The sequence below is a fragment of the Peribacillus saganii genome, assembly GCF_003429095.1.
Classification (GTDB): Bacteria; Bacillota; Bacilli; order Bacillales; family DSM-1321; genus Peribacillus; species Peribacillus saganii.
The window spans coordinates 40,694-57,506 of record NZ_QVTE01000031.1 but is presented as its reverse complement, the minus strand read 5'-3'; the positions used below and the strand labels follow the sequence as shown (position 1 = coordinate 57,506).

General features: G+C 41.3%; 13 protein-coding genes. 6 read left to right on the top strand and 7 right to left on the bottom strand.

What is annotated here, in order from left to right; translation table 11 throughout:
- Nucleotides 1–81: 81 nt before the first annotated feature.
- Nucleotides 82–2,772, bottom strand: coding sequence for a DNA translocase FtsK (locus D0469_RS11440; protein WP_456107153.1), 2,691 nt, complete (start codon nt 2,770–2,772; stop codon nt 82–84).
- Nucleotides 2,773–3,441: 669 nt separating this feature from the next.
- Between D0469_RS11440 and D0469_RS11435 the strand changes: the two genes are divergently transcribed.
- On the top strand, nt 3,442–5,397 hold the full coding sequence (locus D0469_RS11435; RefSeq protein ID WP_117326879.1) for a methyl-accepting chemotaxis protein: 1,956 nt from the start codon (nt 3,442–3,444) through the stop codon (nt 5,395–5,397).
- Between the two features lie 187 nt (nt 5,398–5,584).
- Here the strand turns inward: D0469_RS11435 and D0469_RS11430 are convergent, their stop codons facing one another.
- Both D0469_RS11430 and D0469_RS11425 read right to left on the bottom strand, forming a co-directional pair.
- Nucleotides 5,585–6,394 (bottom strand): DUF1444 domain-containing protein, encoded by an 810-nt coding sequence (locus D0469_RS11430; RefSeq protein ID WP_117326901.1) that lies wholly within the window; start codon nt 6,392–6,394, stop codon nt 5,585–5,587.
- 111 nt (nt 6,395–6,505) lie between these two features.
- Nucleotides 6,506–6,817: a thioredoxin family protein gene (locus D0469_RS11425; RefSeq protein WP_117326878.1), complete on the bottom strand. Its 312-nt coding sequence runs from the start codon at nt 6,815–6,817 to the stop codon at nt 6,506–6,508.
- 520 nt (nt 6,818–7,337) lie between these two features.
- Here D0469_RS11425 and D0469_RS11420 point away from each other — a divergent pair.
- Genes D0469_RS11420 through D0469_RS11405 form a run of 4 tightly spaced genes read left to right on the top strand, consistent with a single transcriptional unit; the run spans nt 7,338 to nt 11,101 of the window.
- On the top strand, nt 7,338–8,342 hold the full coding sequence (locus D0469_RS11420) for a phosphotransferase (protein WP_117326877.1): 1,005 nt from the start codon (nt 7,338–7,340) through the stop codon (nt 8,340–8,342).
- Between the two features lie 22 nt (nt 8,343–8,364).
- Nucleotides 8,365–9,081, top strand: a complete 717-nt coding sequence (locus D0469_RS11415; protein ID WP_117326876.1) for a phosphocholine cytidylyltransferase family protein — start codon at nt 8,365–8,367, stop codon at nt 9,079–9,081.
- Between the two features lie 10 nt (nt 9,082–9,091).
- Nucleotides 9,092–10,159, top strand: coding sequence for an iron-containing alcohol dehydrogenase family protein (locus D0469_RS11410; RefSeq protein ID WP_233523032.1), 1,068 nt, complete (start codon nt 9,092–9,094; stop codon nt 10,157–10,159).
- A 24-nt stretch (nt 10,160–10,183) separates the two neighbouring features.
- The gene (locus D0469_RS11405) at nt 10,184–11,101 is read left to right on the top strand and encodes a CDP-alcohol phosphatidyltransferase family protein (RefSeq protein ID WP_117326875.1); all 918 of its coding nucleotides are present in this window, start codon (nt 10,184–10,186) and stop codon (nt 11,099–11,101) included.
- 154 nt (nt 11,102–11,255) lie between these two features.
- Here the strand turns inward: D0469_RS11405 and D0469_RS11400 are convergent, their stop codons facing one another.
- Nucleotides 11,256–11,453, bottom strand: a complete 198-nt coding sequence (locus tag D0469_RS11400; protein ID WP_117326874.1) for a ChaB family protein — start codon at nt 11,451–11,453, stop codon at nt 11,256–11,258.
- A 331-nt stretch (nt 11,454–11,784) separates the two neighbouring features.
- The gene (locus D0469_RS11395) at nt 11,785–12,399 is read right to left on the bottom strand and encodes a CAP domain-containing protein (protein WP_117326873.1); all 615 of its coding nucleotides are present in this window, start codon (nt 12,397–12,399) and stop codon (nt 11,785–11,787) included.
- Between the two features lie 312 nt (nt 12,400–12,711).
- Between D0469_RS11395 and D0469_RS11390 the strand changes: the two genes are divergently transcribed.
- Nucleotides 12,712–14,325, top strand: a complete 1,614-nt coding sequence (locus tag D0469_RS11390) for a bifunctional metallophosphatase/5'-nucleotidase (RefSeq protein ID WP_117326872.1) — start codon at nt 12,712–12,714, stop codon at nt 14,323–14,325.
- Between the two features lie 696 nt (nt 14,326–15,021).
- On the opposite strand, the gene D0469_RS11385 is transcribed toward D0469_RS11390, so the two are convergent.
- A complete protein-coding gene (locus D0469_RS11385; protein ID WP_117326899.1) occupies nt 15,022–15,546 on the bottom strand; it encodes a DUF84 family protein in 525 nt (174 codons plus the stop codon).
- Nucleotide 15,547: 1 nt separating this feature from the next.
- Nucleotides 15,548–16,621, bottom strand: a complete 1,074-nt coding sequence (locus D0469_RS11380) for a M42 family metallopeptidase (protein ID WP_117326871.1) — start codon at nt 16,619–16,621, stop codon at nt 15,548–15,550.
- Nucleotides 16,622–16,813 lie beyond the last annotated feature (192 nt).

The following is a 16,813-nucleotide window of genomic DNA, read 5'->3' as shown; positions in this document are numbered from 1 at the left end:
CGGGGAAAATTTACATGCCTGATCCGATATAAAAAAATCCTATGCTTAGTATTTTATACTTATTTTGAAAGAATACCACAATTAATTTATTGCATTTGCTTCAGACAGAAACTCCAGCTCCTCAACTGAAATTAGCACATCCCTCGGCCGGCTTCCACGGGATTCAGAAACGATCCCCTGCTTCTCCATCATTTCAATTAATCTCGCTGCTCTGTTATAGCCAACATGGAATCGCCTTTGCAAGCTCGAGGTGGAGGCTGCATTTTGACTGACGACAAACTCACACGCCTCAAAAAACAGTTCATCAGATTCCTCCAGTGATTGGGCTTTGCTCAATAACTCTTCCTGCTGGAAAAGATATTGCGGCTCCTGCTCACTCCTTACATGGCTTACAACCGAATCTATTTCATCATCATTTACAAAGGTTCCTTGCAGCCTTACCGTTTTCGATGAACCATTTTCAGCAAAAAGCATATCCCCTTTTCCAAGGAGCTTCTCGGCTCCGCCGCTGTCAATAATCGTTCGTGAATCAACTTGAGAAGAAACTGAAAACGCAATTCTCGTCGGAATATTTGCTTTAATTAGTCCCGTTATAACATCAACTGATGGACGCTGAGTCGCAACAATCAAATGAATTCCGCAAGCACGGGCTTTCTGGGCAATCCGGCAAATTGCCTCTTCCACTTCAGCAGGCGACATCATCATTAAATCAGCCAGCTCATCAATAATCACGACTATATACGGCAGCTTATGAGATAGTTGTCCCGCATTTTCTGCCATGCTGTTAAACCGCGAAATCTCACGGACCCCAGCGTGTGCAAATAATTCGTAGCGGCGCTCCATTTCATCCACTGCCCATTTCAATGCAGCGGTAGCCGCTTTTACATCTGTAATCACAGGGCTAACCAAATGTGGTATCCGGTTATAAGGCGCCAATTCGACCATTTTCGGGTCAATTAGGAGCAGCTTAAGCTCTTGGGGACTTGCTTTATATAGCAGGCTGACAAGCATTGTATTAATACAGACACTCTTGCCCGAACCGGTTGCTCCGGCAATAAGTCCATGCGGCATCTTTTTTAAATCGGTCACAACAGGTTGACCTGAGATGTCAAGCCCTAAAGCTACCGTGAGCGGAGATTTATCCGTTTGAAATGCTTCACTCTGCAGAACTTCTCTGAGAAAAACCGGCTTGCTTTTTCTATTAGGAATTTCGATTCCAATTGTGTGCTTACCTGGTATCGGAGCCTCCATTCTGATATCTTCAGCAGCTAGGCTCAGTTTAATATCATCCTGGAGATTTGTCACTTTATTGACTTTGACACCCGCTTCCGGCTGAACTTCAAACCTTGTAACAGATGGTCCCTGGGTAACATTGACAACCCGTGCCCTGACATTAAAATTCAATAATGTTTCGTTCAGCAGGTCAGCTTGCTGGTCGAGCCATTCATCATCATATTCCGTTTGAGCTGGCGGAGTAAGCAGTTCAATTTTTGGCATGACATAATATGGCTCGCCTTCATCTGACTTGTTGTCTTGTAAGGCTAGCGCAGGTTTGGCTGCCTCTGGCTGTTTAATAACCGGTTCTGCCTTTGGGCGATGTGACGGGCTATAGGACCCCATACGTTCCCTATCCTGTTTTAACATAACCACGTTGAAAGGAATATGCTTTTTTGGTTTTTGCTCTATTCCAGATGAAACCATAGTTTCTTCAGGTGTCTGCAGAGATTCATCTGCCCCAGACTGATTAGCAGGAAGGTACCCGGCATTCGCGGCCTCGTTAATTGGTCCACTTTCCCCGTTCTCAATCAAGCAATCCTTTTCAAATCCAATATCAGATTTCTCCATTATATTTTGTATTGTTGTTTCATTGCCCTGAGATTGGCTCGCTTCACTTGGCTTACCATAATATAACCCTGAGGCTAATGCCCTGACACCTTCGCTGCTAACATTTTCCTGTGCTCCCGCTTCCTTAGCCGGTCTCATCTGTTCATGCACAAACGGGTTTTCACTCTCTATTGTATTCTTATCGAAAACATGTCCATCCATTGAGTCCAATACTGGGCTAATATCCGCTTCAGCTGCAAGTCCTGAATCCTGATCCAAGAAGGCTGTACCTTCGCCCATTTCTCCCGCTAAATCCTTTCCCGGTTCAGCGGTTATTCCTTCTCCTGGTGTTTTCTGTTCCAGCTGTTTACTAACTGGATTGTTACCTTTTTTGGTATCATCCGAAGATTCAACAGTTTCCAGTATGCCGGCGGATGCTTTATAACCTTGTTCTGCCAGACTCTCTTTTTTAACAATGGCAGGGATGTCTGGGTCAGTTGTTGCAATCTGCTCCTTGCTATCTAGTTCAAACTCAACAATCTCCTCTGAAACCCAGTGAGGTTTGTTAAAGCCGTACACCGGCGATGGTATTTCGGTCGGCTGGAATGGTTTCTTGGAGGGGTTTTCCTTGTTCAGTTCGAACTCAACCTCCTCTGAAGCCCGGTGGGGTTTCTTAAATCCGTACACCGGCGATGGTATTTCGGTCGGCCGAAATGGTTTCTTGGAAGGCTTTATCTTGTTTATTTCCCTGTTAATTGTTGTTTCTTGCGGTTTACTTCTTGTCTGTTGTTGTTTTGATTCGTAGCCTTGGTTTCGATCCCGGTGAGGACCAGAAGATTTACCCTGCTTCCTCCCTTTCCTTACATTATCTCTGTTCTGTTCATGATCCGGAATAAGCGGAAACTTGAATTGTCCCTTTGGGTATTGATACAGGATTTTCGCGTCCATTTCAGCACTTTTCTGTCCTGGAATTTGTTTCTGGAATACAGGCCCTTCCTGTCTCTTTTGAGACCTGCTAACATCAATTGTCCTCGCGATTGTTTCCTCATTCGATTCATCAATGATAATCTCTTCTATTTCAATGATTTCCTCGTCCTGAAACCATTTTTTAATTTTGTTAAACCATTTCAACTAAATCACCTTTCTAATACTCGTTATCTATTATCTTATTGTTTCCCGGCATAATTCTATCGAACAACTTTTATTACTGCCCAAAAAAAATACTATTTACGGCTTCACTTTATTTTACCAGTATTTCGCGAAATATGTAGAAAAAATAAACAAAGCTAATTACACCTTTATCCGACCATTATATACATCAAATGTTACTGTTTGATTTCGAGAATATTATTTCTGAATGAGATAAATGCTTGAGGAACACTATTACACTCTAATTCTTTTATATAGAACTTTAAATCCTAAATAGTTTTTATTTTCTGCCGATTATATAAATAGGCACTATATTAATCTTTGTGCCGTATATAGCACTGAGTAAAATGACTATTAATGAAAGTATAATTATGATTTTTTGTAGCTGCCCGCAGGAATTCGGAGAAGCGATACATTCTTTCCTGAGCAGCTGCGTTTACATAGAACATAAAAGCGGGGGAATTTAGCATGAATGGCTTTTTAAAAACAAAAATTAGGGCAAGATTAATCATTTCATTTGCGATTATCCTTTTAATTCCTAGTTTGACTATCGGTTTGACTTCATATCAGTCCTCAAAAAACACCCTGGAAGAGCACATCACATTGTCGGCCTCGGAGACAGGAAAACTGCTAGACGGAACTCTAGACCGTTTTATTGACCCGGAAATAAGAAATATTGATTATTTGGCAGATAACATTTCGGTATCCGATACGGATTTAGCAGAAAGTACTTTACATTCTTTCTTCGAAAAACACCCGGGGATTTCCACTATTTATGTCGGCGGTACTGATGGCACATTTGTAAATGCTCCAGCAAAGAAAATGGCGGATGACTACGACCCGCGCAAACGGCCATGGTATCAACAGGCGATGAATCAGAAAGGCGAAGTAACGGTTACACCCCCATTTGAATCTAAAACTACCGGCGATTTTGTTGTAGGGATAGCAAAGGTATTAAAGGATGGATCAGGAGTTCTGGCAAGCGAAGTAAAGCTGGAAACCATTGAGGCAATTACCAAGCAGGTAAAAATCGGAAAAGAAGGATATGCTCTTATATTAGACAAAGACAGAAAGGCTATTATCCACCCTGCCCTTAAGCCAAATGAGGAAGCAGTGGGAATCTGGGTCGATAAAATATTTGAAACCGACAAAGGTCAATTTGATTATTCATATGAAAATGAAGCAAACAAAATGGTATTTTTCACAAATGAAAACACAGGTTGGAAAGTTGCTGGTACATTATCCAAATCTGAAGTACAAGATGAAGCTATGCCTATCTTTCTTAATACCGCATTCGTTTTGGCCATTGCGCTCTTCATCGGCGCTGTTTTAAGTTACTTTATCATTTCTTCTATCACTAAGCCTTTAAGAACGCTTGTGTATGCTTCAGAAAAAATTGGAAATGGTGATTTAACAGAAACCGTTATGATTAAATCACATGATGAACTAGGTCAGCTAGGAGCAAGTTTTAACACCATGGCAGGCAATCTGCGCGATCTAATTGCTAAAATTGGAATGAACACAGACCAGCTGGCAGCTTCTGCTGAAGAGCTTTCAGCTAACGCCGAGGAAACCGGTAAAGCTACAGAACAAATTGCCTATACGATCCAGGAAGTTGCTGAGGGTACAGATAAGCAAATGGACAGTGTCCAAAAAAGCTCCATTCAAATTGGCGAATTGGCTATTGAGGTTTCGAGGATCGCTGAAAATGCTCAGCATGTTACCACATCTTCAGCCCATACTTCTGAAAAAGCAACTGAAGGTGAAATCAGCATCAACCAGGCAATTGATCAAATGAATAAGATAAATGTAACGTTTGGATCGCTTTCCGAATCAGTCAAGACTTTAGGAGACCGGTCAAACGAAATCAATAAAATAATAGAAGTGATATCTAGCATAGCCGCACAGATCAATCTCCTTGCATTAAATGCAGCCATTGAAGCAGCCCGGGCTGGTGATCATGGTAAAGGATTTGCTGTAGTAGCTGAAGAGGTACGTAAGCTCGCAGAACAGTCATCAGAATCTTCCCAGCAAATTTCAGCCCTGATTGCCGGGATACAGGAAGAAACAAATAAGACGATCAGTTCAATGGATAATGCCTCTAATGAGGTGAAACAAGGCATCGGCGTAGTAAATATCGCTGGCGACTCCTTCAACCTGATAAAGGAATCCGTCAATTTAGTCACCAATCAAATTCATCAAATTTCTACTTCTGTAGAAAAAATTTCATCCATTACGGAAGAAGTTGTATTCTCTGTTAACGACATTTCTGCAGTAGCAGAAACAGCTGCCTCTGGCACACAAAATGTATCCGCTGCAACCGAAGAACAGCTCGCCTCCATGGAAGAAATCTCTGCATCAGCAAACGCACTTTCCAACATCGCTGATGAGCTGCAGCATGCAATTGCAAGTTTTCGAGTATAATCATCCGAAAAACCTATCCGCTTTCAGGCAGATAGGTTTTTATGCATCAATGCTCTTGCTTAAAATTTAATCATGTAAAAATTTATTTGTTTTTAAATACTGTTTCTTCCTGGGATTGAAAAAGAGGATGTCGTAAAAACGAACATCCTTCTTAAAAATATGTTTTTGAAACATGTATTCAGTCAATTCAAATATTCTTATCTTCTCGATTTTTATTTTTTCCAAGAATAAAGACCGGTTCCAGCTCACCGTCCTCATACAAAAAGGACAAGGCAGTAACAGGAACCTTCCCACTCGCAAAAAAGCTCATTGCCATTTGGGCAAGTATGTCGTATCCAGTATCATTTTCCACATCAGCTATGATTATGACATCCTGATGCGGAATGGCAAGGGCCATTGTGCCAGCCATTTTATCCTTCATTTCCCTTAACCAAGGTTCATTAAGGATTCTGCTGGCGTCATATCCGTCATTCGTATTCAGGAAGTAGAAGGTATTGCCAGCGACAGTGTCCGACTTTACCCCTGTCGAAAGGGAACGGACATTGAAACGGGCTATCTGCCGGATCCGATCGGCTTCCCAACCCTCTTTTTTCATCATGGCAATATCAATCAGCCGATAAGTATTTCCTAAATCCAATGCATAGTACACTCTTGTTTCGGCTGTATGCTCATCGAAAAGAAAGGGATTCCCTTCAGCAGCCTCGGAAGGGAATGAAGCTGAACGGATAACGGGGAAAATACTTTTTTCTTTTCCCTCCAAAGAATACTCCCCTCCCATTACGGAAAGGGCCTCTTCAACATAATAAACGACTTCATCAACCGCTTTTTCCTTCTTTTCTTCCCACCGGGCGATGATTCCGGGCAATTCAACCGTAATCCCCTTGTCCGATTCACTATTCACAATTCTCAGCGTATCTTTCTTCCTGTCAAAGTTAAAGTCCCGGCGTTCGGTTCCAATTCTTTCTTTCAGGATGTCTACCATTTTTCTGCTGGTCATTTTCATGCTTATTCCCTCATCGTTTTATCGACTTTTCAGTGAGGCTCTGCTGATGTTTCGGCCCATGAAGCCGTATCTCAGAGATGAGCCATTACCACTAATGATTGGTAATTAAAATGATTCAATAAATTCTTCAATTTGCTCACGCGTTTTGCGGTCCTTACTTACAAAACGCCCCAGTTCAGAACCATAACTGTAAGCAATAAAGCTAGGGATGCCATAAACATCATTTTCAGCACAAAGATCTAGAAAATCATCTCGATCAACATAAACAAAAGTAAAATCTTCATATTTTTCCTCTAACTCAGGCAAAAACGGCTCTATGAATTTACAATCCGGGCACCAATCCGCCGAAAATAAAAAAAGATGTTTTCCATTATTTTTTAGTTCATTAAACTGTTCAACTGATTCAAGCTTCTTCATTTCAATTTCCTCCCCTTTTTGTCCTTCTTTTTATATACTGCCCAATAAATAACAGTAAAAACATACACCATCTTGCCACCAATAATAAACAATAATCAGGTCTCATTACAAGCAATCGGCATTGCATTGATAAAAAGGAAATAAATTATTAACTCCCTCGCTGTACACAAGCCCTTCATACTTGGTTTTGTACTCAATTCGAATATGATTTTGATAACGGTTTCCGTTTCTTTGTCTCATATTCTTAAAAAAGTTAACAAATGCTTATTCCATACGTATTACTCCTTCTATCACAGCATACCACACCTATTCAAATTTACTTTCCTGAACAATTATTAATACTTCTCCATTTCTGATTTCAAATCTTTGCCAAGGAATTTTTCATATCAATACTTTTAACGGAACCTGCCATTGGGAAATTCACCGGCATTAATTCAGGCAGAGCTTGGTTATAAGTCCAATCCATCTCTTAAAAGAATCATAAATTAAAAGCAATAGTAAAGAGCAAGAGGTGATATGAGTGACTGCAATAGACGAAAAGTTAATTTCCGGGTTACTTCAACATTATTATGGCATTACATCAGAATCCATGGTGCTTGTAAGACGTAAACCCGACAGGCAGTTATGGAAGGTTATTGATACAGGAAAAAACGTGTATGCCTTTAAATACCTGGAAAAGAGCGCGCGGGCTCCTCTGATCGTTGCAGTAAATAATTATATTCACGGAAAAGGCATACCGGTAACGATTGTTCTTCCAAAGCTTGATGGAACTTCAATTGTTGCCGTTGACGATGGCTGTTTTCTGCTATTTCAATGGCAGGAAGGTTCTCAGCCAGACTATGCCGACAATGACATGATTAAAAAAATGGCCATGCTGCTTGCTGAGTTTCATGTGGCATCCCAGGGATACGCCGGGTCAGGCAATCCGATTACAGATTCGCGCCTTGACTGGAATCAAATCTATCAAAGAAAGATCAAAAAAATGAAAAAGTGCCAAAAAAATGCGAACAAAAGCGGGGATCTATTCTCTGCCTCATTTTTGAGCCACCTACCCTGGATTCAATCCCGAATCAATTGGGTGCTCGACCGACTTCCGCATACGGGTTTGAGTGCTTTACTGGATGCTGCAAGGCAGGACCCTCATCTGGCCCATGGTGATTATTCGCCGCTCAATATTCTCTGCAGCAAAAATAAAGAATTAACTATTATCGATTTTGATACCACAAGCATAGCTCTTCCTATGAGGGATATTTCCCATCTTATAACGTGGATTAATCATGAATTGGGAGCTTGGTCAAGTGAAAGATTCAAATGCGTTGTGGATGCATACCAGCAAATACATCCACTCTCCTCTGAAGAATATGAACTACTATTGCTAGATCAAATTTTCCCCCATAAAGCTATTCGTTTGTCGGAGAAATATTTCAAGGGTTCGGGGAGTTCAAAAATGCTTAAAGGATTAGAGCGTTGTATCGAGATTGACAAAGCAAAGTTAACCGACCTTGGGATGGGCCCAAAACAATAAGCATTATAGATAGGAGATACTTATGAAAGTTGTTATATTGGCAGCTGGAGTTGGAAGTCGGCTATATCCTTTAACCAGAGATAATCCAAAAGCTATGATCATCATTAATGGTAAACCGCTAGTGCAGTACCAGGTTGACAGCTTGCTCAAGTCGGGTTTCGGATTTGAAGAGATCTATATTGTTGGCGGTTACAAGATGAATCAGATAGAAAAGTACTTTTCAGGAACAGGGATTCACTTTATCTACAATCCTCTCTATAAATCTATGAATAATATTTACTCATTTTTGCTTTCTCGAACTGTTGGAGATGATTTACTGCTGATCAACTCAGATGTTTTATATGACAGCAGGCTCATCCCGTTAATTCTGAATTCAAATTTTCCGTCTTGCCTATTAGTTGACCGGGAAAAGCAATTAACTGAGGAAGCAATGAAAGTAAAGATGGAACACAACCGTTTGTGCATGGTGAATAAACAAATGGAAACCTCCGAAGCGAGCGGTGAATACATCGGAATTTCCAAATTGGCAGCAAATGATTTGAAACTTTTATATCAAAAAGCAGCTCAGATGATAGACTCTGGGGAAACAGGAGTCTGGTATGAACAGGTATATCAAGCCTGTGCTGCTAGAGTCGATTTTAGGGCAGTGTTTACGCAGGGCTATCCATGGATCGAAATCGATGATCTACAGGATTTAGAATTCGCCAAACAGCTTGTTTCCATCATGGGGAAATCATAGGAGGCTTACTATGTCAGACAAGATGAAGGTCGAATTCCCAACTCATTTAATTTGTGAGCCAAAAGCATTTGAACTGTTACCTTGCAGTGAAATCGTTGAAACACTGGCTGAACGGAGAGTGACAGTGATTACCGGAAACGGTCCGACCCGTCAAATTGGCGAACAGGTTACCACTGCACTAAAACTGCAGCCGTCTCAGCTTTCGGCTTTGTACTGCAAAGATAATATGCTCCGAACAGTAGATCAAATTGAAATGGAAGCTCAAAAAGGCTTTGCAGAAATTATCATCGGAGTGGGGGGCGGTAAGGTATTAGATGTATCCAAAGTAGTTGGTACAAGAATGAATTTGCCTGTAATACTCGTCCCCACTGCCTTATCCAGTGATGCAATCTGTTCACCCGTTGCTTCCATACGAGTGGATCAGATTAAGAGTTTAAGTATTGAAGTTAAAATGCCTTGGGCTGTTGTGATCGATCTGGACATTGTGGCTCGTTCCCCCGCAAGGTTATTTTCCTCAGGGATTGGTGACTTGCTATCCAACAAGACAGCACTGGCTGACTGGAAACTGGCACACAAAGTGAAGAATGAAAAAATGAATGCCTTTGCATGTATGATCGCCAACAATTCGACGGATGCTTTTTTGAATAAACTTACTCAGAAAAACATAGACAGCAAAATTTTGTTGCAGGTAGCGTCCGAATCGCTGATTATGAGCGGTATTGCCATGGCAGTCGCAGGTACCAGCAGGCCCTGCAGCGGTTCGGAGCATTTAATCAGCCATGCACTGGATTACTACTGTGGAGGAAAAGCACTTCATGGAGAGCAGGTTGCCATCGGAGTATTAATTTCTGAGTACTTACAAGGATATCAAAATTCTGAATATAGTTTACGCCAATATTATAAACGTCTAGGACTTCCTCTCCATTATAAAAAGCTTGGCTATACAAAAGAGGAGATTTGCCTGGCTGTTCAGAAAGCCCCTACAATAAGAAATCGCTACACTATCCTAAATGAAACAGATTTAACAACGAAAAAGATAAACCTTGTGTTAGATGAGATATTTCCCCCTTCACCATAAGACAAGATAAGGAGCGTGGCTTTAGTGGCTGCCAACAAATATTCATTGGAAGATATTAAGAAATCATATAAAAAGAAAGATGCCTGGTGGACCGTTTATGTTGTTGATCCTGTCGCTTCCCGAATAATGCTTCCGCTGGCCAATTATACAAACATTACCCCAAATCAGCTTACCCTTCTAGCATTCTTAACTGGCCTTGCCGCAGCTTTTCAATTTTATCAAGGAACTTATTATTCATTGGTCATTGGTGCAATTCTTTATCATATCAGTTTTATGTTAGACTGCATGGATGGAAAAATATCCCGACTCAAAAGAACTGGCACAAATTTTGGCGGGTGGCTGGATTATATTCTTGACCGTACCCGAGTCGCCATTTGCGCTTTTTCATTGATGCTTGGTCAATATCTCCAAACCGGACAGGTTATTTATTTTTATTTTGCTGCTATCATTTGCTTTTTGGATAGTACACGTTACATGAATTCACTCCTCGTCTACAAATCATTAAATGAAATGCGAAAAAAAATAAGATCTGCAGAGAAAACACTTATGATTGAAAAAAAACGTGCCATGAACCCACATTTTAAACTGATCAAAAATCTCAATGGCAGTCAATCGCTGCGTTATAAAAAGTCAAATGAAGATACATGGGTAAAAAATCAATTTTTGGGTGAAGTTATTACCCGGTTTCCTTCCTATTTAAAATTAAGAGCATTCTTCCTAAAAAGAAGGGTTCGACTGCATCTGATGAGCGGAATTGAATATCAAATGTTTATTTTCATTATTGCCCCGGTAATAGGGTACCTGCGTGAAGGAATTATTCTCAGCACTATTATCATGATTATATTTGAATCGGCAATAATTTATAAGCTATGGCTCCAAAACCTGGACTTCCACCGTCAGCTAAACACATTAAATGAAAAGATTAATAGCTATAAATCGTGATTAACCATAACAAAAAAATGCCGCATCCATCCCCGTCCTTTTACTCCGTCTTTTCCCCGCCAGACAAGCCCTAAATAGATTACTAGATTATTTGCAATTTGTAATTAAATAAATGCAACACCCAATATATATTAAGGCGGTATACTTTACCGCCTTATTTTTCTACCCATTTATCATTCGTATCCTTCTTGTATTTCTTTTTCACGGCGCTCCATGCCACTTTAAAGGCTGTTTCTTCTTCTTTATATTCTTCACTTGCCGAATTAAAAGCCTCTTTAAAAATTTCTTGAGCATGGTGAGGCAGATTATCCTTTACAGCATCAGGAAGTTCGTTTAAAGATTCGTACGGCATTTTACATTCCTCCCATTTGAAGTTTAACATTATGACTATTTCCTCTTATGTAAGCTTCTAAACTTTAGTTAGGAATTATCAGTTATTCAGGTATGTCCATTATTCCGGGTTATGAACAAAAAATACCGGAAGCCCTCAAGGCATATCAGAATGAATATCAGAACAAAAACGCTTCAAGGAGAGATTTTATCAAGATTTTTCTGACACAGGCAAGGAAAACGGGGAGTTTTTCGAGAAATGGCTAGTGGGGTAATATAAAAAAATGGAAATAAGGCAGCTGTTTCGGCTGCCTTATTTACACTGATATGTGAGTACCACGACAATTCAAAGATTACTTGCTGATGAACTGCTGTGTCCAATAGTGGCCGTAAGAGCCGCCCTTGGCATAACCTACTCCGATATAAGTGAAATTCTTGCTAAGGATATTTGCTTTATGGCCTGGACTTTTCATCCAAGCAGCCATAACTGCCTGAGCCGAAGTTTGGCCTACAGCGATATTTTCACCTGCATAACGATATGAAATGCCAAATGACTTCATCATTTGAAATGGGGAACCATAAGTAGGGCTGGTGTGGCTGAAATAATTTTTATTTCTCATATCTTCAGACTTAAATCGGGATACTCTGGCAAGGGCAGAGTCTGATTTTAAAGCTGGCAGTTTATATTTTGCCCGTTCCTGATTAACCAGTTTAACAACTTGAGCGTCAACTCCTGCCGGTGTTTCAGAAGCTTTAGCCGGTATGTAGATAGTTTGTCCCGGCTTGATTAGGCTGGGATTTTTAATTTGCGGATTAGCTTTGATCAATTCTGTAATCGATACCTGGTTCTTTGCGGCAATCTTCACAAAAGTATCCCCGCTTACAACTTTATATGTCCCAGCTCCCAAAGCAACCGTCGGAAAAAGCAGGGCAAGAGATAAAGCAAATGATAGTATGATTTTCTTCATGTAATGTCTCCTCTGATATAATTTTTGTCCCTAAGCTATTATCCAATAAAAAAGCGATAGGATGGGAATCCAATTTTATGTAATTAATAGCTATAGAGTGTAAAAGGAAAATTAATTACAAAAACTTAGAATATCTCCAGCATTTTCCTCCACAAAAATACAATCTCTTTACAAAAATAAATCAATACATTAAAGAACACCTGCTACCATCTAGGTGTAATTAGAAAACTGAATGTTGTAATAGATAACCCTTGCAATCGGGACTTTTCAGAGTGTGTTCGTATCATACGAGGATGGGAAGGGTGAACCAAATTGAACAACATAAGTAAACGTAACATCATCATTGGTGCATTACTAGCTGTTGGAATTATAGCCCCTCAGGTTGTCTCAGATGCTGCGGAGGCCCAAAAAAATAAAGAACTAGACCGTTTTAACCAAGGCATTCCAGTTCAATTGTTAGGAATAAATGATTTCCATGGGCAAATCGAAACGTATCGGAAAGTAAATGGCAAGCAAACAGGCGGCGCGGAATATTTAGCTGCCTATCTAAAGAAACACGAAAAGCAAAATAAAAATACATTCCTTGTCCATGCAGGGGATATTGTGGGCGGGAGTTCTCCGGCATCAGCTCTGCTTAAGGATGAGCCTACAATACAAGTTTTAAATAAGATTGGCTTTGATATCGGCACACTTGGGAACCATGAATTTGATGAAGGGATAAGTGAGTTAAAGCGCCTCATTGATGGTGGCCACCATCACTTGACCGGCGAATTCGAAGGGGCTGATTTCCCTTATGTTGCTGCTAATGTAATAGATAAGGCTACTGGAAAGCCTATACTGCCTCGATATGTGATCAAGAAAGCAAATGGTATACCCATAGGGTTTATTGGTGTTGTTACTCAGGAAACGAAGAGCATTGTGCATCCAAGTGCTGTTGAAGAGGTAGAATTTATGAATGAAAAAGAGGCGATTGATGAGGCCGTAACTGATTTGAAAAATCGAGGCGTGAGATCTATCATTGTTTTAGCTCATAATCGGGCTGCTTCCCATTTGGATGGAACAAGTCCGAAAGGTGAAGCAGTTGAGCTTGCCAAGACCGTGAATGATGAAGTGGATATTATTTTAGGCGGCCACAATCACACTTATGCGAACACTTTGGTTGATGGTAAATTGGTAGTGCAAGCCTATGCATATGGAACTGCCTTCTCCGATATCGACATTGTCATTGATCCAAACACAAAGGATATTGTAAAAAAATCGGCCAGAGTAATAAGAACCTTCCATGAGGGTATCAATGCGGATCAAGAGGTAAAGAATATGGTAGATATATATAAAGCCGAAATTGCACCGTTAGTAAATCGGAACATAGGCACATCAGCAACGCCCTTTACCGTCAAAAAAGATGCAAGTGGTGAATCTGCATTAGGTAATTTCATTGCAGATGTAAATCGGGAAACAATGGCATCTAACTTTGCTCTAATGAATCCTGGCGGAATCCGGGCTGATTTAGACGCAGGAATTATTAATTGGGGCGAGTTACATACGATGCAGCCGTTTGGGAATAGATTAGTGAAAATGACTTTAACCGGCGGTCAAATGAAAGAGGTGCTGGAACAGCAATTTTCTTTTACTGACCAAAAGGTATTGCACGTATCCGGGTTAACGTATAGTTTTAATCGACATGCACCTGCCGGAAACAAGATTGTAAACTTAACAGATTCAAGGGGTCGAGAGCTTGTAGCCGATAAAGAATATACGGTAACTGTAACGAGCTTCCTTGCATTTGGTGGAGATGGATTTACTGTATTAACCGAAGGGACGGATCAGGTTACAGGGCCTCCGGATATAGAAGCAATTGCAGATTACATTCAAAAACAAAGCGAACCAATCATAGCACCGGCCCTTGATAGAATAAAAGTTCAATAATAGCCATTAATATCAGACTGTTTTCTAATTTTTAAAACTTGACTCTGTAAAACCTGCCTGTTGATTTCCGCTCTAGTGGCGGTTCGGAAGCCTCCTCGGCGCTTGCGCCTGCGAGGTCTCCCTTGACTCACTTCCCGCAGGACGTTGAATTGGTTCCCCGATCAAAATGGAAAAGCTGAAGCGCTCTGATCAGCCCTGACAGAGTTGTGACGGCTATTGGTCACAATACAGCATAAGACAAGCGCTGACAGAAGGCGCTTTTTGCCTTCCGAAGTGATTGGCTTATGACCAAGGTTACGATGGCACTTGATCGCAACACAGGGTTGTGACGGCCTTTGGTCACAACATTCGAAGGGCTTTATTTTCCTACGGAAAAAAAGTTGCTGGGCGCTGCAGCTAGACATAATGCATTTTCGAGGAGTCTCGCACCTTCTACTCCAATATAGAAAAGCGAAAGCGCCCGACAGTGGAAAGTCGACTAACTTCTGGCATTTCCTGTACCAAACGTCAACATCAGCACATCCTAGCAGAGGAAGAACGGCCTGACATCGCCAAGTCCTGTGGCAACGTCGGCACTAGCACATCCAGAGCGTGAGGGCTGGCTGGAGCTAGACATCTGTACTCGTGGAAAAAACTATACTTTCTTATCCAGTAAAAATAACCCTATCCTTCTCAATACGGAGGATAGGGTCCACTTTAGTCCCCGTTCAGGAACCTTTTATGATATTCGCATTGCCCGATCAGCATTTGCACAATATGACGGAACATTTCGGAACGGGTAATCCGCTCGTTGGTAAAAACGCCGATGGCCCCTTCCCTTTTTGGAACATCGTTTTTCTGCGTGTACTCTGACATGACTGGACCGAGTTCCCTCCCTGCGCGCAGCATTTCCGCCACTTCGGGGGGAAGGGGAATTCGAGCTCCGCCAGACACAAACGTTTTGCCACTCTGCGTTACCAAAGCACCCCAGTTGCATAAAAACAGTCCAAATGCTGTTTCAACGACTCCTCCTTCCAGACCAATACCGATATCTGCAAAAGCAGAGACCTGACTGTTTCTTGCCCTGTTAATAGCACCCTTTATTGTTTCTTCATCAGAAAATGGCTGATTGGACACACCTGATTCTGCATCAACTTCAAGGAAAATTCCGCTGACTTGCCCGAAGGCAGCTTTTACAGCATTGACCTTTGCCGGGTTTTTGCTGCCGATCGCAATTTTCACATTACCCATTTTGCCGGATTGACTCCACTGTTGTTTTATCACATGCTCTCACAAGCTTTCCAATCAATTCCCTTGCTGCTGCATAGTCATCAACATGGACAATCGAAGCATGAGTATGAATGTAACGGGAACATATGCCAATGACTGAACTTGGAATTCCTTCATTAGAAGTATGCACCCTTCCAGCATCGGTACCTCCCTGTGATACATAATATTGATACGGGATATTATGAGTTTCTGCAGTATCCAGGATAAACTCCCTCATTCCTCTATGAGTCACCATAGATCTGTCGAGAATCCGAAGCAGTGCGCCTTTACCAAGCTGGCCAAACTCACTCTTTTTACCAGACATATCATTAGCCGGGCTTGCATCCAATGCAAAGAAAATATCCGGTTTAATTAGGTTTGCTGCCGTTTGGGCTCCTCTTAAACCAACTTCTTCCTGTACAGTAGCTCCCGAGAACAACACATTTTGAAGTTTGACATCCTTCAAGTCCTTCAAAAGCTCAATAGAGAGACCGCAGCCATAGCGATTATCCCAGGATTTCGCAAGTATTTTTTTCTCATTTGCCATCGGAGTGAACGGGCAAATTGGAACAATTGCCTGTCCGGGCCTAATGCCCATCCGCTTTACATCTTCTTTATCATCTGCACCCACATCGATCAGCATATTTTTAATATCCATTGGCTTGCTGCGAAGGGCTTCATCCAGCAAATGCGGCGGGATTGAGCCGATTACACCAATGACCGGCCCATTATCTGTAATAACTTCTACACGCTGGGCAAGGAGCACCTGGCTCCACCATCCGCCGAGCGTCTGAAAGCGAATCATGCCATTGTCAGTTATGGAGGTTACCATAAAACCAACCTCATCCATATGGCCCGCAACCATTACTCTTGGTCCTGCTTCATTGCCCTTTTTGACTCCAAAAATACTACCCAATCCATCCTGAACGATTTCTTCAGAGTATTTCTCAAGCTCTTGTTTCATAAATTTACGTACGCTATGTTCATTCCCAGGAACTCCTGGAAGCTCGGTTAATGTTTTAAACAATGATAAAGTTTCCTCGTTCATCTCTTTGCTCCTTAATTAAGTTTGGATTATGTACATCCTTATTTTACAGAAACATGAAATTACTTGCCAGCAGCAGGAGCAATGGAGAGCTTTCATTTAAATGAAAATGCCGTGGTGCTCCAGCCAACCTTTCTAAACTCGCCTTTCACCGGCTTTTTTTATATACTATAAGGTATACGGCTATTTGGTTGT